Annotated in this window: 21 protein-coding genes; 18 read left to right on the top strand and 3 right to left on the bottom strand. The window is 64.1% G+C overall.

Going from position 1 to position 18,573, the window contains the following annotated elements; genetic code table 11:
- Positions 1–5 precede the first annotated feature (5 nt).
- The gene (locus D0Y60_RS24925; RefSeq protein WP_199564264.1) at positions 6–161 is read right to left on the bottom strand and encodes a hypothetical protein; all 156 of its coding nucleotides are present in this window, start codon (positions 159–161) and stop codon (positions 6–8) included.
- 99 nt (positions 162–260) lie between these two features.
- Between D0Y60_RS24925 and D0Y60_RS23515 the strand changes: the two genes are divergently transcribed.
- The 6 genes from D0Y60_RS23515 (at position 261) to D0Y60_RS23490 (ending at position 5,849) form a co-directional block, all read left to right on the top strand.
- Positions 261–821, top strand: a complete 561-nt coding sequence (locus D0Y60_RS23515; RefSeq protein WP_117372384.1) for a cytochrome c oxidase subunit 3 — start codon at positions 261–263, stop codon at positions 819–821.
- Between the two features lie 10 nt (positions 822–831).
- A complete protein-coding gene (locus tag D0Y60_RS23510) occupies positions 832–1,107 on the top strand; it encodes a cytochrome C oxidase subunit IV family protein (protein ID WP_117372382.1) in 276 nt (91 codons plus the stop codon).
- Positions 1,108–1,262: 155 nt separating this feature from the next.
- Positions 1,263–1,715 carry a cytochrome c gene (locus D0Y60_RS23505; RefSeq protein ID WP_117372381.1) on the top strand — a complete coding sequence of 151 codons (453 nt, stop codon included), beginning with the start codon at positions 1,263–1,265 and terminating at the stop codon, positions 1,713–1,715.
- A gap of 11 nt (positions 1,716–1,726) precedes the next feature.
- Positions 1,727–3,073 carry a nitric-oxide reductase large subunit gene (locus D0Y60_RS23500; RefSeq protein WP_117372379.1) on the top strand — a complete coding sequence of 449 codons (1,347 nt, stop codon included), beginning with the start codon at positions 1,727–1,729 and terminating at the stop codon, positions 3,071–3,073.
- Between the two features lie 64 nt (positions 3,074–3,137).
- The gene (locus tag D0Y60_RS23495) at positions 3,138–3,941 is read left to right on the top strand and encodes a CbbQ/NirQ/NorQ/GpvN family protein (protein WP_117372378.1); all 804 of its coding nucleotides are present in this window, start codon (positions 3,138–3,140) and stop codon (positions 3,939–3,941) included.
- A 9-nt stretch (positions 3,942–3,950) separates the two neighbouring features.
- Entirely contained in the window at positions 3,951–5,849 is a 1,899-nt protein-coding gene (locus D0Y60_RS23490) for a nitric oxide reductase activation protein NorD (protein WP_117372377.1), read from the top strand.
- 58 nt (positions 5,850–5,907) lie between these two features.
- On the opposite strand, the gene hemN is transcribed toward D0Y60_RS23490, so the two are convergent.
- Positions 5,908–7,260 carry an oxygen-independent coproporphyrinogen III oxidase gene (hemN, locus tag D0Y60_RS23485; RefSeq protein ID WP_117372375.1) on the bottom strand — a complete coding sequence of 451 codons (1,353 nt, stop codon included), beginning with the start codon at positions 7,258–7,260 and terminating at the stop codon, positions 5,908–5,910.
- A gap of 225 nt (positions 7,261–7,485) precedes the next feature.
- Here hemN and D0Y60_RS23480 point away from each other — a divergent pair, with 225 nt between their 5' ends.
- The 4 genes from D0Y60_RS23480 to D0Y60_RS23465 are packed head-to-tail and all read left to right on the top strand — an operon-like array spanning position 7,486 to position 9,971.
- Positions 7,486–7,767 (top strand): DUF2249 domain-containing protein, encoded by a 282-nt coding sequence (locus D0Y60_RS23480; protein WP_117372374.1) that lies wholly within the window; start codon positions 7,486–7,488, stop codon positions 7,765–7,767.
- A gap of 25 nt (positions 7,768–7,792) precedes the next feature.
- Positions 7,793–9,151 (top strand): hypothetical protein, encoded by a 1,359-nt coding sequence (locus D0Y60_RS23475; RefSeq protein WP_117372373.1) that lies wholly within the window; start codon positions 7,793–7,795, stop codon positions 9,149–9,151.
- Positions 9,151–9,666: a DUF2249 domain-containing protein gene (locus tag D0Y60_RS23470; RefSeq protein WP_245409287.1), complete on the top strand. Its 516-nt coding sequence runs from the start codon at positions 9,151–9,153 to the stop codon at positions 9,664–9,666. Before D0Y60_RS23475 ends, D0Y60_RS23470 begins: the two co-directional genes overlap by 1 nt.
- Before the next feature lie 5 nt (positions 9,667–9,671).
- Positions 9,672–9,971 carry a metal-sulfur cluster assembly factor gene (locus tag D0Y60_RS23465; RefSeq protein WP_117372370.1) on the top strand — a complete coding sequence of 100 codons (300 nt, stop codon included), beginning with the start codon at positions 9,672–9,674 and terminating at the stop codon, positions 9,969–9,971.
- Between the two features lie 39 nt (positions 9,972–10,010).
- On the opposite strand, the gene D0Y60_RS23460 is transcribed toward D0Y60_RS23465, so the two are convergent.
- A complete protein-coding gene (locus D0Y60_RS23460; RefSeq protein ID WP_117372369.1) occupies positions 10,011–11,228 on the bottom strand; it encodes an NnrS family protein in 1,218 nt (405 codons plus the stop codon).
- A 218-nt stretch (positions 11,229–11,446) separates the two neighbouring features.
- On the opposite strand from D0Y60_RS23460, the gene nirK reads away from it, so the two are divergent.
- From nirK to D0Y60_RS23420, 8 genes are all read left to right on the top strand, one after another.
- Positions 11,447–12,589: a copper-containing nitrite reductase gene (gene nirK, locus D0Y60_RS23455; RefSeq protein ID WP_117372368.1), complete on the top strand. Its 1,143-nt coding sequence runs from the start codon at positions 11,447–11,449 to the stop codon at positions 12,587–12,589.
- A 131-nt stretch (positions 12,590–12,720) separates the two neighbouring features.
- A complete protein-coding gene (locus D0Y60_RS23450; protein ID WP_117372367.1) occupies positions 12,721–13,635 on the top strand; it encodes a formylglycine-generating enzyme family protein in 915 nt (304 codons plus the stop codon).
- 71 nt (positions 13,636–13,706) lie between these two features.
- Positions 13,707–14,402 (top strand): Crp/Fnr family transcriptional regulator, encoded by a 696-nt coding sequence (locus D0Y60_RS23445; protein ID WP_117372366.1) that lies wholly within the window; start codon positions 13,707–13,709, stop codon positions 14,400–14,402.
- 251 nt (positions 14,403–14,653) lie between these two features.
- Positions 14,654–14,845 (top strand): periplasmic nitrate reductase, NapE protein, encoded by a 192-nt coding sequence (gene napE, locus D0Y60_RS23440; protein ID WP_199564263.1) that lies wholly within the window; start codon positions 14,654–14,656, stop codon positions 14,843–14,845.
- 10 nt (positions 14,846–14,855) lie between these two features.
- Entirely contained in the window at positions 14,856–15,356 is a 501-nt protein-coding gene (gene napF, locus D0Y60_RS23435; RefSeq protein ID WP_117372365.1) for a ferredoxin-type protein NapF, read from the top strand.
- Positions 15,349–15,633, top strand: a complete 285-nt coding sequence (locus D0Y60_RS23430) for a chaperone NapD (protein ID WP_117372364.1) — start codon at positions 15,349–15,351, stop codon at positions 15,631–15,633. The genes napF and D0Y60_RS23430 overlap by 8 nt, the downstream gene beginning before the upstream one ends.
- Positions 15,608–18,112, top strand: a complete 2,505-nt coding sequence (napA, locus tag D0Y60_RS23425; RefSeq protein ID WP_117372362.1) for a periplasmic nitrate reductase subunit alpha — start codon at positions 15,608–15,610, stop codon at positions 18,110–18,112. The genes D0Y60_RS23430 and napA overlap by 26 nt, the downstream gene beginning before the upstream one ends.
- On the top strand, positions 18,082–18,573 hold the full coding sequence (locus tag D0Y60_RS23420) for a nitrate reductase cytochrome c-type subunit (RefSeq protein WP_117372361.1): 492 nt from the start codon (positions 18,082–18,084) through the stop codon (positions 18,571–18,573). The genes napA and D0Y60_RS23420 overlap by 31 nt, the downstream gene beginning before the upstream one ends.

Here is an 18,573-nt window from a genome sequence, read left to right as displayed (position 1 = left end):
CCACCTTATTGCCCGAAGAACAGTACGGCGGCGATGACCACGGAAGCGCCGACGGCCGAGACTGTGCCGGCGCCCTGGAGCACGCCCATGCGGTAGAGCATCAGGGCGAAGCCGATGATGACGGGGGTCGCGACGAGAAGGCCGATCTGCGCGTCGGTCATGAGGGTATCCTTTCCTTTGTCGCCATCCTGCCGCGTCCGCGCGCGCTGGTCTTTGTGCCGGCGCAAAGAAGGTCTCCTCTCGCCCGGTTAGAAAGGGGCATGGCGACGACGGGTGATTTCAGCATGGCGGTGACGAAGGCGCAGGGTGGCGAGGGCGACGGCCTGCTGTTGTGGATCCTGGTCTGGAGCGAGCTTGCCGCCTTCGGCGTGCTGCTGATCGCTTTCATGATCATGACGATGCTGGACCCGGATGGCGCGGCGTCGTTCCGCAGCCATCTTCATCCGGGCCTCGCGGCCGCCAATACGATCATCCTCGTGCTGAGTGGCTGGCAGGCCGCGCTGACGGTGCGGCTCGGCGCCGACGGTAAGGCTGTCCGCCGCCCCCTCGTGCTGGCGGCGCTCCTCGGCCTCGCCTTTGCCGCCGTGAAGGCTTTCGAATACGTGTTGGAGATCCGCTCCGGTATCGGCGATCTCGGCCGGCTCACCGAACTCTATTTCCTCGTCACGGGCTTCCATCTGCTGCATGTCGTCTTCGGCGCGGCGATCCTTTTTCTCGTCGCTTGGCGGCCCGCGCGCGGCAATGTCGTGATGATCGCGACGCTGTGGCACGCGATCGATCTCGTCTGGCTCGTCATGTTCCCCATCGTCTATCTTACCTGAGGATATCCGGATGACCCGACAGGCTCGCGAACAGTTTTTCGCTACCCTCGCCATGCTGCTGACGCTCGCCGCCGGCGGCGCCTTTGTCGGCGGCCTTTCGGGCGGATTGCTGGTGCCCATCACCGCCGTGCTTATCATGGCCTATGCCAAGGGGCGATTCATCGTGCTCGACTTCATGGAGCTGCGCACCAGCCGCGGCGTGCTGAAGTCCGCGCTGCTCGCCTGGCCGGCGGTTCTCTTGTCGCTGGCGCTCGTGCGCGCCGTCACCGTCTCACTCATCGGCTGACGAATTGTCCCGCTCTTTGCCTGCGCGCAAAGACGCCTTTTCCTGCGGCGCTAGAACGGAAGCGTCCCGCATCATCGGCGAGGGGATCGCCGACAACCGTAAGAGCGGGGTTTGACGCCGGACCCTTGGGGCTCCGGCCAGGAAAGGACCAGGGGATGGCAGAGCGCCTAACCAAGACCGGGGCCCGCAACGTCTTCTATGGCGGGTCCATCTTCTTCTTCACGATCTTCGTGGGGCTGACCGCCCATTCGCATTACTACATGCGCACGACCTCCACCGACGAGACGACGCTCACCGACAGCGTCGCGCGCGGCAAACATGTCTGGGAAAAGAACGCCTGTATCAACTGCCATACGCTGCTGGGTGAGGGGGCCTATTTCGCACCGGAGCTGGGCAATGTGTGGAAGCGCTATGGCGGCGTGGAAGACCCCGAAGGCGCCCGTGAGGCACTGAAGGCCTGGATGGCCGCCCAGCCGAGCGGCGCGGAAGGCCGGCGGCAGATGCCGCAATTCAACCTCACCGAACAGGAGGTCAACGATCTCGCCGACTTCCTCGAATGGACGAGCAAGATCAAGACCCAGAACTGGCCGCCGAACGACGCCGGTTAAGGAGAGACGACATGAAATATCAAACGCAAAAGGTCGCGATGCTGTACTTTTATGGCGCGCTCGGCCTCTTCCTCGCCCAGGTGCTCTTCGGTGTTGTGGCCGGCACGATCTATGTGTTGCCCAATACGCTGTCCGAACTCTTGCCCTTCAACATCGTGCGCATGATCCACACCAATGCGCTCGTCGTCTGGCTGCTCATGGGCTTCATGGGCGCCACCTATTACATGATCCCCGAGGAGACCGAGACGGAGCTTTACAGCCCCAGGCTGGCGATCGCGCAGTTCTGGATGTTCTTCGTCGCGGCGGGCCTGACGGTCGTCGGCTACATGTTCCGCATCCATGAGGGCCGCGAATTCCTCGAGCAGACCTTCATCGCCAAGGTCGGCATCGTCGTTGTCGTGCTGATGTTCCTGTTCAACATTACCATGACGGCGCTGAAGGGCCGCAAGACCACTGTTATCAACATCCTGCTCTTCGGCCTGTGGGGTCTGGCGCTGTTCTTCCTCTTCGCCTTCTACAATCCGGCGAACCTTGCGCTCGACAAGATGTACTGGTGGTACGTCATCCATCTCTGGGTCGAAGGTGTCTGGGAGCTGATCATGGCCTCGGTGCTCGCCTTCCTGATGATCAAGCTCAACGGCATCGACCGCGAAGTCGTGGAGAAGTGGCTCTATGTCATCGTCGGCTTGGCGCTGTTCTCGGGCATCCTTGGCACCGGCCATCACTATTACTGGATCGGCGCGCCGGGCTACTGGCAGTGGATCGGCTCGCTGTTCTCGACACTCGAAGTGGCGCCCTTCTTCACCATGGTCATCTTCACCTTCGTGATGACCTGGAAGGCCGGCCGCAACCATCCGAACAAGGCGGCGCTGCTCTGGTCGATCGGCTGCTCGGTCATGGCCTTCTTCGGCGCCGGTGTCTGGGGCTTCCTGCACACGCTGTCGTCGGTGAACTACTACAGCCACGGAACGCAGATGACGGCAGCCCACGGACACCTCGCCTTCTTCGGCGCCTATGTGATGCTGAACCTCGCCATGATGGCCTATGCCATCCCGGAGCTCCGTGGTCGCCAGCCCTATAACCAATGGCTCTCGATCGTCAGCTTCTGGATCATGTGCACAGCCATGTCGGTCATGACCTTCGCGCTCACCTTTGCGGGCGTCGTGCAGATCCACCTCCAGCGTGTGCTCGGCGAAAGCTTCATGGACGTGCAGGACCAGCTGGCACTGTTCTACTGGGTCCGACTCGGCTCGGGCGTGGTCGTGCTCGTCTCTGCGCTGATGTTCATCTGGGCCGTGCTGGTGCCCGGCCGTGAGCGCACCGACAGCCTCACCCGGATGGTCCAACCGGCCGAGTGAGCGCTGGCCGGCCCCGTCATCCCACGGGGCCGGCACCTTTCCTCTATCAGATTTGGAGACCGCAATGACCGTGATGCTCAAGGCCGCCCGTGCGGATATTCCCGCCTACAGCCCTTCCGGCAATGAATGCGAACTGTTCGAAAAGGCGTGGGTGCGCCAGCTTCCCCTGCTGTTGAAAGGCCCGACCGGCTGCGGCAAGACCCGCTTCGTCAGCCATATGGCGGCAAAGCTCAACCTGCCGCTCTCGACGGTCTCCTGCCACGACGATCTCTCGGCCGCCGATCTGACCGGTCGCTACCTGCTGAAGGGCGGCGATACGGTCTGGGTCGATGGCCCGCTGACGCGCGCCGTACGCGAGGGCGGTGTGTGTTATCTCGACGAAATCGTGGAAGCCCGCAAGGACGTGGCGGTCGTGCTGCATCCGCTGACCGACGACCGGCGTATCCTGCCGCTGGAGCGCACCGGCGAGGTGCTGGAAGCGCCTGTTGGCTTCATGCTCGTTGTCTCCTACAATCCCGGCTACCAGAACCTTCTGAAGGCGCTGAAGCCCTCCACGCGCCAGCGCTTCGTCGCCATCGAGTTCGATTTCCTGCCGAAGGCCGCCGAGATCGCCGTGGTCGCCACGGAGAGCGGGCTGGACGAGGCGCGTATTGCGCCGCTCGTAGCACTGGCGCACCGGCTGCGCGCGCTGAAGGGGCATGACCTCGAAGAGGGTGTCTCGACGCGCCTGCTCGTCTATTGCGCCTGCCTTATCGACAGCGGCATGAGCGTGCGTGAGGCCGTGCGCGCCGCGATGATCGAGCCCTTGACCGACGAACCGGATGTGCGCGCCGCCCTTCTCGAAATCGCCGATGCGATGATCCGGTGAGGTCTGACCATGCTGTATTTTCTGGAGCTTGAGGAGACCGTCGGCCGGGCGTGGCACCGGCTGGTCGGCAATACCGGCAGCTGGCCGCGCTATCCGGACCAGGCGGTGCGGCTGGAAGATGTTCGCCCGGTGCTCGCCGTCTGCTTTCGCGGTTTCGGCGGGGAGGGCGCGGTGCAGATCGCGCCGGCGCGTGGGCGCACCTCGACGCATCGGTTGCGGTTGCGCCAGCGCATGGGGCTTGGCGAGGAGAAGCTGGTGCAGCCCGGCCGCGACCACGCGACCGTCATGCTGCCCGGCGCAGTCGACCTTTTCCCGGAGCGCGCACTCAACCGCGATCTCTATGTCTGGCTCGCCGCCGCCATGGCTGCGATGCCGCTCGAGCCTGTTGCCGAAAGTGACCCGCTGCTGCGGGACCTTGCCATTCTCCAGCGCGCGGAAGCGATGGTGAAAGCGGTACTTGCGGCCTTTCCCGGCCTTGCGAGGCGCTACCGCGGGCTTTGCGCCGCGACGCTGGAAGCGCGCCAGCACCGCCCGCTGCCCTCCGTCGAGCGCCATGTCGAGAACCGCATCCTCAGTCTGCTGCGCAAGGGCGCCGGGCTTGCCGACGGGACGCTGCCGGTGATTTTTCCGCATCGTGCACCTGCCGGCTATCTGCCGATGCTTCCCGTGCCGCTCTGGCCGAATGCGCTGTGGCGCGAGGAGGGTGAGGGACGCGGTGATGAAGACCAGCCGGCCACGGGAACAAACCCCGACGCACCGGAAACGGAGCGTCATGTGGCGCTGCGTGAGAAGGCAGAGAACCGCAAGAGCGAACGCAGCCCCTTCATTCTCAACCGCTTCGAGAAGATTTTGGCGATGGCCGAGATGGTCAATGTCGACCGCCCCGGCGACGACAGCGACGACCACGATTCCTCGGCTGCCGATGAACTCGACGACATGACGCTCGGCGAGCGCAAGGGGCGTCCCGCCGCGCGCTTCCGTTTCGATCTCGACCTGCCGCCGGAGGCGATGGACCGCACGCGGCTGACGGGTGAGTTCACCTATCCCGAATGGGATTATCGCACGGCCACCTATCTGCCGGACCATTGCCGCGTGCTGGCCGCGCCCGCGCCGGATGCGGCCGAGATCCCGGAGACCGATGCCGATACGAAAAGCCTCATCCGCCGTGTGCGCCGGCAATTCGAGGTGCTGCGGCCGCGCCATGAAATGCTGCGTGCGCAGCTCGACGGCGCCGAACTCGACCTTGATGCGGTGGTCAGGGCGCGCAGCGATCTCGCCGCCGGCGGGCAGGGCAGCGATCGCATCCACCTGATGAGCCGGCCGCAGGCGCATGACCTCGCCGTCACCATCCTGGTGGACGTGTCGCTCTCCACTGATGCCTGGTTCGACAACCGCCGGGTGCTCGACGTGGAGAAGGAGGCGCTGCTGGTTCTGTCCCATGGCCTCGCGGCCTGCGGCGATAGCCATTCCATCCTGACCTTCACCTCGCGCCGCCGCTCCTGGGTGCGCGTCGAGACGGTCAAGGATTTCGGCGAGCCGATGGGCCATGGCGTCGAGGCGCGCATCGCGGCGCTGAAGCCGGGTTTCTACACTCGCATCGGCCCGGCGATCCGCCATGCGGCGGCGAAGCTCCGCGCGCAGCCGAACCGCCGCAAGCTGCTGCTGATCCTGACGGACGGCAAGCCGAACGACGTCGATCACTACGAGGGGCGTTTCGCGCTGGAGGATAGCCGCCGCGCCGTCAACGACGCGCGGCGCACGGGCCTTGGCGTCTTCGGCGTGACGGTCGACCGGGAGGCGCAAGCCTATGTGCCCGCCATCTTCGGCCGCAACGGCTACGCCATTGTCAGTAATATCGCCCGGCTGCCAGCGGCGCTGCCGGCGATCTATCGCGGTCTTGTGGGATAGAGGACACAGGATCTGCGAGAAAGGCCCGGCGTGCCGCACCACGCCGGGCCTTTTGCGTTCAGGCAGCCTTGCTGTGCGTGCGGGCCGACTGGTCGATATAGGCGTCGAAGGCGGCAGCGACGGCGCGGATGATGAAACGATGATCCTGCCGCACCGTGACCGTGCCGCCGCTTATATCGACGGCGCCGTCATCAGCGAGCGCTGCCAGCCGCGCATTGCCGTCCAAAAGGGGGGCCGCGTCGAAACCGTGACGGGCGGCGATGGTGGTGATGTCAGCGCGGAAATTGCACATCAGCCGTTCGATGATTTCGGCGCGCAGCCGGTCTTCGGCAGTCAGCCGGTATCCCTTGACGGTGGCCAACCGACCCGAGGCGATGCGCTGGGCATAGAGGCCGGGCGGCACCTCGTTCTGGACATAACCATCCGGCGTGCGGCCGATGGACGAGGCGCCGAAGCCGATCAGCGTTTCGCAAGTATCCGTCGTATAGCCCTGGAAGTTGCGCCGCAGCCGGCCGCGTTTTGCGGCGATCGCGAGATCATCGCTCGGGAGCGCATAGTGATCGAGACCGATGCGAACATAGCCGGCGGCAACGAGTGTTTCGGCAATCGCCTCCGCCTGCGCGGCGCGTGCGGCGGCATCGGGCAGCGCGCGTTCGTCGATCAGCCGCTGGTGCTTCTTGAAGGAGGGGATGTGGGCATAGCCAAAGACGGCGAAACGCTCCGGCCGCATGGCGACCGCCGCCTTCGCCGTGTCGATGCAGGATTGCACCGTCTGGTGCGGCAGGCCGTAGATGAGGTCGAAATTGATGCCACCGACACCGGCCGCGCGCAGCCGGGTCACGGCCTCGGCGGTCTGCGCCTCGCTCTGTATGCGGTTGATCGCCTTCTGCACGACGGGATCGAAACTCTGCACGCCGAGGCTCGCGCGGGTGACGCCCGCCTCGCCGAGCGCTGCCGCCATCTCTGCCGTCAGCGTGCGCGGGTCGATCTCCACCGCGATCTCCGCGCCGGCAACGAGGCCGAAGCGGGCGCGCAGCAGGCCGATGAGATCGCGGAACTCCTCCGGCTGCATGATCGTCGGCGTGCCGCCGCCGAAATGGATGTGTTTCATCTTGATGCGGTTTTCCACCCGGTCGGAGACGAGGCCGATCTCCTGTCGCAGCATGTCGAGATAGTCGAGGATCGGCGCGTCCTTCTGGGTGATGGTGGTGTGGCAACCGCAATACCAGCACATGGACCGACAGAAGGGGATGTGCAGGTAGAGCGAGGCCTCGGTGCCCGGCTTGATGTTAGACAGCCAGTCGCCATAGGTGCCGGCGCCGACGACGGGAGCGAAGGCGGGCGCGGTCGGATAGCTCGTATAGCGCGGCAGCCGCGCCTCTCCGTATTTCTCGATCAGGGCCTGTTGCATGGCGCGTTCCTTTTCGTGTGTCGATTGCGGAAAGGGTAGGAGCGGCCGGGGCAGTCTTCTTTGCGAAATGCCAAGCAGCGCGGCAAGAGGCCTGAAAATCGTCGATTGTTTGCGCAGGGTCAAAGTGCCTGGCGGCGCGTAGGGTTAGCGTCAGGTGGTTCCGGTCGGGTCGGGCCGTGCCCTTCCGGAACGGTATCGGAACGGCCGGGACGGAAACACCAAACCATGTCTGAGACCCTGGACAAGCCCCTCATCGACGTGCGCACCATTCCGCCGCGCGAACGCCATCCGCGCATTTTCGGCATGCTTGGCGCGTTGATGCCCGGCAAATCCATGCTGATCACCAGCGATCACGATCCGCGACCTTTGCACTACCAGCTCGAGACCAATTTCCCCGGCCAGTTCGGCTGGGATTATCTCGAACAGGGTCCGGAAGTCTGGCGCGTCGAGATCGACCGGCTGGAAGACGGCGGCGGCTGCGACTGCTGCTGCGGTTCCGAACACTGAACAGGTTGCGGCGAGGCAAACCGACATGCCGGGCGCAACGCTCTCCCGCTGGACCATGTCCTACTTCGCCGCCGCCTGCCTCATGCTCGTGGCGGGGCAGGGGCTGATGGTGGCCGGCTACGGCTATCCCTTTGCCGATATCAGCGCGCCGGAAACGCTTGTCGTCGTCCATCTCATCGCCATCGGCTGGCTGAGCCTGCTGATGGCCGGGGCGCTCTTGCAATTCGTGCCGGTGCTCATCGCCCGGCCTGTCATCGGCGGGCGTTTTGCCATGCCGGCCCTGTTGCTGCTGCTCGGCGGGCTGGGCTGCCTTCTGGGCGGGTTCGTTGCGCTGTCTGCGGCATTGGACCTGCCGCTTGCCCTGCTGCCCATCGGCGGCGTTATGCTTCTGGCCGGTTTCGGCCTGTTTGCCGGCATTCTCGCCGTCACGCTTCTTTCTGCGCGGCCTCTGCCGCTACCCGCCCGCTTCGTCGCCACCGGTCTTGCCGCGCTTGTCGGCGCGGCCCTGATCGGTTCTGCGTTCACGGCCACCCTGTCCGGTTTCACGGAAAGTCCATTGCTCGACCGGCTCGTTGCCGATGGCGTCGCGCTGCATGCCGCCCTTGGCCTCGGGGGCTGGTTGAGCGCGACGGCGGTCGGTGTCAGCTACCGGCTGTTCTCGATGTTTCTGCTGGCGCCGGAGGTCGAACGTTCGACCAGCCGCGCCGCCTGGTGGGGTGCGAGCTTGGCTGTCGGGCTTGTTGTCGTGGCGGTGGTCTTCGTGCTGTCCGGCATTTTCGGTGCCGCGCTGCTTTTCGCCGCCGCGCTGCTGCTCACGCTGATGGCCGTCATGCTTTACGGCGCGGATGTCCTGCACATCTATCGTGGGCGGAAGCGAAAGCAGGCGGAACTGAATATTCGCGCGAGTTTCGCGGCGCTTGGCTTGTGTGCCCTCTCTATCCTCCTTCTCAACGTCCCCTCCCTCAGGTCCGGCAATATGGTGGCGGCGGTCGTCTACCTGTTCGTTTTCGGTTGGCTCACCGGGCTCGGCCTTGCCCAGCTCTACAAGATCGTCGCCTTTCTCACCTGGCTGGAGGCCTATGGCCCCGTCCTGGGCCGTGCGCCCGTGCCGCGGGTGCAGGACCTCGTCGACGAGCGCCACGCGTTGATCCTGTTCCGTCTCTATTACGGTGCCGTCGGCATCGCGGTGCTCTCCCTTGCTGCCGGAACGACCGGCTTTTTCCGGATGGCCGTCGCAGGGCAGCTTTTGTCGACGCTTTGTCTGATCCGCGAATTCATCCGGGCGCGCCGCCTTTCCATCGTGCCGGCTGCGCTACGTGCGCCTGCCGGCATGGTGCGGCCGCGCCTCTTTCTGCCTCTATCCGCTTTCCAAGGAGATAAATGATGTCCGAGATTACACCGAAGGTGCTCGACGTGCGGCCGATCCTGCGCAGCGGCGGCGAGCCGTTCCAGGCGATCATGCAGGCTGTTCAAGACCTGCAGCCCGGACAGGCGTTGACGCTGCTTGCGACGTTTCGTCCGCAGCCGCTGTTTCGTGTGATGGAAGGGCGTGGCTTCGATCATGAAGCCCGCGAGATCGACGGCGGCGACTGGGAGGTGCTGTTCACGCCGAAGAAGGACGCGGCGCCCGTCGAGACCTCTGTCGACGCCGATCGCCCCGAAACCTGGCCGGATCCGTCCGAACATCTCGACCTCACCGATCTCGATCCGCCGGAGCCGATGGTGCGTATTCTTGCGGCTGCCGAAGCGCTGGAGCCGGGCGAGGTGCTCTTCGCCGTGCTGGCGCGCGAACCGCTGTTCTTGTTCCCGGAGCTGACCAAGCGCGGCCACCAATGGGCCGGCAATTTCGATGAGACGGGATCGGCCTACCGCATCCTCGTGCGGATCGGGGAGGCTTGACGGCGATGAACGAGATGGACAAGGCCACGCTGACCGAGGACATCCGCACCGCCCTGCGCATGATCATCGACCCCGAGATCGGCAAGAATATTGTCGATCTCGGCCTGGTCTACGACATCGTGGTGGAGGAGGGCGGGGTCGTCTACGTCACCATGACCACGACGACACGTTTCTGCCCGGCGACGGATTTCCTCAAGGAGGCGGTGCAGGCCTGCGTCTGGTATGTGCCGGGTGTCGAATATGCCGAGGTGCGGCTGACCTACGAGCCGCCGTGGACGCCGCAGATGATGCTGGATGTCGCATGAACGAAAAGGCCCGGAGATAACCTCCGGGCCTTTCGCATTTCAAAGCGGTGCGCGGCGTTTTCGCGCGAGCATGGGCGCATATTCCAGGCAGTAGAGGCCGAAGGCGGTGATCCAGAGCAGGCCCGAAGCAGCATAGAGGATGGGGCTGAGGTCCGGCAGGATTTCCGCGAGTGGGCGCACCAGCGCGCAGAGGATGAGGGCGGCATAGGAGGCCACCGTGACCTTCGAGGCGACCAGGGCGCGGCCGGTATGGCCAAGGCTCGCCCGCGTCATGACCGCCAGCATCATGCAGGCGATGGCGCCGACCGAGAGCAGATGCAGCACCGAGCGTTCTTCGAGATATCCCAATGCGCTGAGGCTGATAGCCAAAAGGCCGAGCGGGATGAAGGTATAGGCGATGTGCAGGATGACGAGGATCCGGTCTTGTGCCACCGTCCAGCCGCGCCAGCGGTGCAGGCGGATGCAATGGAGGGCGCCAGCGGCCGCGCCCGCAGCAGCGGTTGCCGGGTGCTCGGGGAGAATGGCCCAGAGGCCGAATGCACCGGCACCTGCGAGGATCGCGACCATGTCATAGGTGTTGTAGGGCACCGGAAAATCGGTGCGGCCGAACTTGTTGAGCCAGTTGCGCGTAAAGCTTGGAATGATGCGCCCGCCGACGATCATGACCAGCACGACATAGGCGGCGACGGCGAGGCGGATCGCCATAGGGTCGTGCCCGCCATGAATGGCTGCCATGTGATAGAGCGCATTGGCGAGCGACAGGGCGGCGAGCCCGGCCAGAACCTTCAGATCCTTCCACTTGCGCCCGGCCACCACCTCGCGCGTGCAGATGGCGAGCAGGACGGGCAGGAAGAGCGCATCGATGGTGGCGGCCACGGCCACGCCGATCGCATCGGAGGTGAGAAGTGCGATGCGGCCGGCGCACCAGAGCGCAAAGAGGCCTGCCAGCGGCCAGCCGGAAACCGGCAGGCGCCCGGTCCAGTTCGGCACGGCCGTCAGCAGGAAGCCTGCGAGTACGGCGGAGGCGAAGCCGAACAGCATTTCGTGCGCGTGCCAGTTGGGCGCGCCATAGGTCTCGGCAATCGTGATGTGGCCTGTTATCGCGGCGATCCACAGACCCATGGCCGCGATGGCCCAGAGCGCGCCGCCGAGAAAGAATGGCCGGAACCCATAGGAGAAGAGCACTGGTCCGGTGCGGGAAAGACCGCGCGGCACGGGGCGGCCGACGGATGGACTGACGGGGGGATTTGCAGACATTGATGTCACTTTCCTTTGCAATCGTCAGCTGTTTCTAGGGCCTCCATCGGGCTCTTTCTTTGCGAGATGGCAAAGAGCAAATCAGCATCTGCCAAAATGCCGCAGCGGCCGGAAGGGCCTGTTTGTCCCACCACAAAGAGGTTGGCGCGAATGCTCCTAGAACAGAGAGGACCTGGCGATAGACACATCGCTCCGTCCTTTCGAAAAGGAGAAATTCAATGACCGAGCAGTTTCAGATGACCCGCCGCACGATCCTCGGCGGTGCCGCGTTTGCCGGCGTCCTGACGCCGATCATTGCGGCGTCGATGGCCCGCGCCGAAGGCGGCGCGGTCGAAACAAACGCCGCGGCGACCGCGGCCGACATCGCCAAGCTGGAGCGCGTGAAGGTCGAGCTCGTCAAGCCGCCCTTCGTGCACGCCCACACCCAGAAGGCCGAAGGCGGCCCGAAGGTCTATGAGTTCACCATGACGATCGAGGAAAAGAAGATGATCCTCGACGACAAGGGCACGGAAGTGCACGCCATGACCTTCAACGGCTCGGTTCCCGGCCCGCTGATGGTGGTGCACCAGAACGACTATGTCGAGCTGACGCTGATCAACCCCGAGACCAACGAGCTGCAGCACAATATCGACTTCCATGCGGCGACCGGCGCTCTCGGCGGCGGCGCGCTGACGGTGGTCAATCCCGGCGAACGCACCGTGCTGCGCTTCAAGGCCACCAAGGCAGGCGTCTTCGTCTACCACTGCGCACCTCCCGGAATGGTGCCGTGGCACGTCACCTCGGGCATGAACGGCGCCATCATGGTGCTGCCGCGCGAAGGCCTGAGTGATGGCCACGGCAAGGAGCTGACCTATGACCACATCTACTATGTCGGCGAGCAGGACTTTTATGTCCCCCGTGATGCCGAGGGCAACTTCAAGAAATATGCCAGCGTCGGCGACGCCTATGACGATACGCTTGCGGTCATGCGGACCCTCACCCCGAGCCACATCGTCTTCAATGGCGCCGTGGGCGCACTGACGGGCGACAACGCGCTGAAGGCCAAGGTGGGCGACAGGGTGCTGGTCGTGCATTCGCAGGCCAACCGCGACACCCGCCCGCACCTGATCGGCGGCCATGGCGACTATGTCTGGCAGACCGGCAAGTTCCACAATCCACCTGATGTCGACCAGGAAACCTGGTTCATTCCGGGCGGCACGGCGGGCGCGGCCTACTATACCTTCCAGCAGCCCGGCATCTACGCCTATGTGAACCACAACCTCATCGAGGCCTTCGAACTGGGTGCCGCCGGCCACTTCGCCGTCACCGGCGACTGGAACGATGACCTGATGACCTCGGTCACACCGCCCAGCGGCGCCTGACACCACCCGACAAAGGCGCGCCCGTCTTGGGACGGGCGCGCTTGCGGATCGCAAGGCTGCGATTCCCATACCAATCGGCGCCCACTCCCGGACGCCGAACGATCGTCCGGGCGAGGCGTAAGGAGGCCTTCATGGCTGCGCTGACATCGAAACCCGGCATTCCCCTGAAATCACTTGCGCTTCCCGCCCTGCTGCTGGCGGCACTTGCCGGCACGCTCGCGATCAAGGCTGATCTTATCGGATTGGCGGCTACCGGCCCCGTGTTGGACGAGCCGTTGACGGTGGAAATCGCGCCGCGCCGCTTCGAGTATCGCGACAGCGGCGAGTTCTTCCGCAACGGCTTTGCCGTCGATGGGCCGGTGAAGAGCGTCACCATGCGCCGCCCGCTCACCATCATGAAATATCAGGTGACGGCTGCCGACTATGGCCGCTGCGTGGCCGACGGCGTCTGTCCGGCGGCCGAGCCGGGCTTTGCACCTCACGATGCCACCACGACACCGGCGACCGGCGTCAGCTATGATGATGCCATCGCCTATGCCGGCTGGCTGAGTGCGCGCACCGGCGAGGTCTGGGTGTTGCCGACCGACCAGGATCTTGCTTTTGCCGCGGGGTCCCGGTTTCCCGACGATGCGCTCGGCGTCGATATCAACAGCACCAATCCGGCCGATCGCTGGCTCGCCGACTATAACCGCGAGGCGGCGCGCAAGGCGTCGCGTGATCCGGTGCCGCAGCCGCTCGGCCGTTTCGGCGAGAACGAATACGGCTTTGCGGATTTCGCCGGCAATATCTGGGAGTGGACGGCGACCTGCAACCGGCGCTTTAATCTCGACAAGGCCGGTACCGTCGTGAACGACGTGTCGTCCTGCGGCATCTATGTCGCGAGCGGCAAGCACCGGGCGGCGTTGAGTTCGTTCGTACGCAACCCGAAGGGCGGCGGTTGCGCGGTCGGGGTTCCGCCTGACAATGTCGGCTTCCGGCTGGTCAAGGATACACGCTGGTACGCCCCGCTTCTTGCCAGGTTGAAAACGCGCGGACTTGCGTTCTGAACTTTTTGCCGGCGGAGAGGCATGATAGAAGCCGGGTGCACCGATGACGGTGCACGCAAAGGGAAACGATTGTGAAGATTGACCGGACCGTCGTCCGGTCGCTTGCCCTGTTCGACAGGATGAGCGACGAGGATCTCGACAGGCTGCTAAATCACGCGACGGCGCGTCGCGTGCCGCAGGGCGATGCCGTCTTCGAGCAGGGCCAGCAGGCGGCGAGCTTCTTCCTGCTGCTGCACGGTCGCCTGAAGGTGACGCAGGTGACGGAGGACGGCCAGCAGATCATCGTGCGCGTCGTGCATCCCGGCGATCTCTTCGGCTTTGCCAAGGCTTTGCAGCGCTCCGACTATCCGGGCACCGCGAAGGCCGCGACGGAAAGCGTCATCCTCGGCTGGCCGACAGATCTCTGGCCGCATTTTGTCGAACAGAACCCCCGCCTTGCCGTCAGCGCCATGCAGACGATCGGCCAGCGACTGGAAGAGGCGCACACCCGCATCCGGGAAATGTCGACGCAGGAGGTGGAGCGCCGCGTGGCGCATGCCGTGCTCAGGCTCTCCAAGCAGGCCGGCCGCAAGGAAGGCGAGGGTGTGCGTATCGATTTCCCGATCTCCCGGCAGGACATTGCCGAAATGACCGGCACGACGCTGCACACCGTCTCGCGCATCCTAAGTGCCTGGGAATCGCAGGGCCTTGTCGAGGGTGGTCGCCAGAAGCTTCTGGTGAGGGATATGGCCGGCCTTGCCGCTCTCGCGGACGGTGGCCGCGACTGACGTTCTGGTGTTTATTTTACCGCGTCATTATTCAGTAAATTCTGAATTATTCTTATTTATTATAATATTTATCTTAAATTATCGGCGTTTTTCTAGGAGTGATTCGCACTTCGATGTATTTCTGTCGATATATCCGGATTTGACATTACACAAATATAATTATGATAGAAAAAGTATAGTTTATTATTCTTTCTTTCTTGGGGATGGATGCTAGTATCGCGGCAATGAATTGTCGCCGGAGGTAAGCATCTTTGTCCGACGTCTTGACAGATCGTCCGCCGCCGCGCGCGCCGAAATCCAGCCGGCGCCGCGAATTGCTGACATTCTTCATCCTCGCCTTCGGCATCTGGCCCATCCTCGCGGTTGGTATCGTTGGGGGGTATGGCTTCCTTGTATGGGGCTTCCAGATCATCTTCGGGCCACCCGGCCCGCCTAGCCATTGAGTGGGTGGCCATGCGACAGGAAGCACTATCCCGGCGCGATTTTCTGAAAGGCAGCAGGCGGAGCGCGGCCGTCTCTATCCGGCCTCCCGGCATGCTGGATGCGGCGAGCGCCGACTGCACTGGTTGCGGTGCCTGTGTCGAACACTGTCCGACCGGCATTGTCAGCCTCGTCGACAATCGCCCTGTACTCGATTTCGCCGCAGGCGAGTGCACTTTCTGTGGCGCTTGCGCGGAGCACTGTCCCGAGCCTGTCTTTGCCGAGGACGCGGTGACCCGATTCGATCACGTCGTCGCCATCGCCACGTCCTGTTTGCCCTTCCAGCGCGTCGACTGTCAGGCCTGCCGGGACGCCTGTCCCACCGGCGCGATCCGGTTTCGTCCGGTGCTTGGCGGACCCTTCGTACCAGAGTTGACGGCCGCGGCCTGTACGGGCTGCGGCGCCTGTATTTCCGTCTGTCCCGTCAGCGCGGTTTCGATCGTGCCGCAGAGCGCGGAGGCCGCCTATGCATGAGCGGCGGCAACATCACATTTCCAGCGCGGTCATCGCCACCAAGCCCGGTGGGTTCAACGGTGTGCTGGCGGCCCTTGCCGGCTTCGACAATGTCGAGGTGCATGGCGCAGACAAGGGCAAGATCGTCATCGTCATCGAGGGACCGTCGACCGGGGTGCTGGGCGATACGCTGATGCGCATCTCGCTCCTCGACGGTGTGATCGCGGCAAACATGGTTTTCGAACATGTCGAATTGGAAGGGAACGAGGCTGATGGGCAGCGAACTGACGCGGCGTGACATCCTGAAGGCCCAGGCGGCGGGCGTCGCTGCGGCGGCGGCCGGCATTGCACTGCCGGCGGCCGCCCAGCCGGTGCCGGGCGGCGTGAGCGCTCTCGAAATCAAATGGGACAAGGCGCCGTGCCGGTTCTGCGGCACGGGCTGCGGCGTCATGGTGGGCGTCAAGGAAGGCAAGGTCGTTGCCACCCATGGCGATATGCAGGCCGAGGTCAATCGCGGCCTGAACTGCATCAAGGGCTATTTTCTCTCCAAGATCATGTACGGGGCCGATCGCCTGACGACGCCGCTCCTGCGCAAGCGCGACGGTACCTATGCCAAGGACGGTGAGTTCGAGCCGGTGACCTGGGAAGAGGCCTTCGACGTGATGGCCGAACAGGCCAAGAAGGTGCTGAAGGAAAAAGGTCCGACGGCGCTCGGCATGTTCGGTTCCGGCCAGTGGACGATCTTCGAGGGCTATGCCGCGACCAAGCTTATGCGCGCCGGCTTCCGCTCGAACAATCTCGATCCGAATGCCCGCCACTGCATGGCCTCAGCCGCCTATGCCTTCATGCGCACGTTCGGCATGGACGAGCCGATGGGCTGCTATGACGATTTCGAACATGCCGACGCCTTCGTGCTCTGGGGCTCGAACATGGCGGAGATGCACCCGATCCTGTGGACCCGCATTGCCGACCGGCGGCTCGGCCACGACCATGTGCGTGTGGCGGTGCTCTCCACCTTCACCCACCGCAGCATGGACCTTGCGGACATTCCGATGGTCTTCAAGCCGGGCACGGACCTCGTCATCCTCAACTACATCGCCAATCACATCATCCAGTCCGGCCGGGTGAACGAGGCATTCGTACGCGATCACACGAAGTTCGTGCGCGGCGTCACCGATATCGGCTACGGCCTGCGCCCGGACAATCCGGTCGAGCTGAAAGCTGCTAATTCCGCCGATCCCGGCAAGACCGAACCGATGGACTACGAGGCCTTCAAGGCCTTCGTCGCCGAATACACGCTGGAAAAGGCGGTCGAGATGACCGGCGTCGAGGCCGGCTTCCTCAAGCAGCTCGCCGAGCTATATGCCGACCCTGATCGTAAGGTCATGTCGCTCTGGACCATGGGCTTCAACCAGCATGTGCGCGGCGTCTGGGCCAATCAGATGGTCTACAACCTGCATCTGTTGACGGGCAAGATTTCCGAGCCCGGCAACAGCCCGTTCTCGCTGACCGGCCAGCCGTCCGCCTGCGGCACGGCGCGCGAGGTCGGCACCTTCGCCCACCGCCTGCCGGCCGACATGGTGGTGACGAACCCGGAACACCGCAAGCATGCGGAGGAAATCTGGCGCATTCCGCACGGCATCATCCCGGACAAGCCGGGCTATCACGCGGTCCAGCAGGACCGGATGCTCAAGGACGGCAAGCTCAATTTCTACTGGGTGCAGGTCAACAACAACGTCCAGGCCGGGCCGAACACCGCCAACGAGACCTATCAGGGCTATCGCAACCCGGACAATTTCATCGTCGTGTCGGATGCCTATCCGACGATCACGGCGATGAGCGCCGACCTTGTCCTGCCTGCTGCCATGTGGGTGGAGAAGGAGGGGGCCTACGGCAATGCGGAGCGGCGCACCCATGTCTGGCATCAGCTGGTGCAGGCGCCGGGCGAGGCGCGCTCCGACCTCTGGCAGTTGGTGGAATTCTCCAAGCGCTTCACAACAGACGAGGTCTGGCCGGCGGACATCCTCGCTGCCAACCCCGATTACAAGGGGAAGACACTCTATCAGGTGCTCTATGCCGACAGCGACGTCGCGAAATTCCCGATCAGCGAGGTCAAGCCTGAGCACGCCAACAACGAGGCCCAGCATTTCGGCTTCTATATCCAGAAGGGCCTGTTCGAGGAATATGCCGCCTTCGGCCGCGGCCATGGTCATGACCTTGCACCCTACGATACCTATCACGAGGTGCGCGGGCTGCGCTGGCCGGTCGTCGACGGCAAGGAAACGCTGTGGCGCTACCGTGAGGGCTACGACCCCTATGTGAAGCCCGGCGAAGGGGTGAAATTCTACGGCAACAAGGACGGCAGGGCGGCGATCATCGCCGTGCCCTACGAGCCGCCGGCCGAATCTCCCGACGATGAATACGATACCTGGCTGGTCACCGGCCGCGTGCTGGAACACTGGCATTCCGGTTCGATGACAATGCGCGTGCCCGAACTCTTCAAGGCATTTCCCGGCGCGCGCTGCTTCATGAACGCGGACGACGCCCGCAAGCGCGGTCTCAACCAGGGCTCGGAAATCCGCATCATCTCGCGGCGCGGCGAAATCCGTTCGCGCGTCGAGACGCGCGGGCGAAACCGTATGCCATCAGGCGTGATCTTCGTGCCGTGGTTCGATGCCAGCCAGTTCATCAACAAGGTCACGCTCGACGCTACCGATCCCATCTCGAAACAGACGGATTACAAGAAATGCGCAGTCAAGATCGTACCCGTCGCATAACCCTCCCCAGAGGATGGCTGCTGGCCGCGCTCAGCGCCGCCGTGATCGCCACCAGCGCCATGGCGCAGATGGTGCCGCAGCTCTCCGGCCCTGACGGAGACAAGATGCAGGAGGTGCCGGCCGATCCGCTGCCGAAGTGGATCGTCGACGATATCAGGCGCATGCGCGCCTACCCCGAGCAGCCGCCGATCATTCCGCATTCGATCGACGGTTACCAGCTGTCGGTCAATGCCAACCGCTGCCTGTCCTGTCACAAGCGAGAGTTCTCGCAGGATGCCGGTGCGCCGATGATCAGCGTCACCCACTACATGACCCGTGAAGGCCAGATGCTCGCCGACGTCTCGCCGCGGCGCTACTTCTGCACCGCCTGCCATGTGCCGCAGGCGGACAAGAAGCCGCTTGTCGGCAACACGTTCAAGGACATGAGCGAGCTCGGCGTCACCGGTGCGGGAAGCGAATGA

The organism is Shinella sp. WSJ-2, assembly GCF_003432075.1.
In the GTDB taxonomy this organism is placed as follows: Bacteria; Pseudomonadota; Alphaproteobacteria; order Rhizobiales; family Rhizobiaceae; genus Shinella.
The sequence above is the reverse complement of the archived record's forward strand: the minus strand, read 5'-3'. Positions and strand labels throughout refer to the sequence as shown.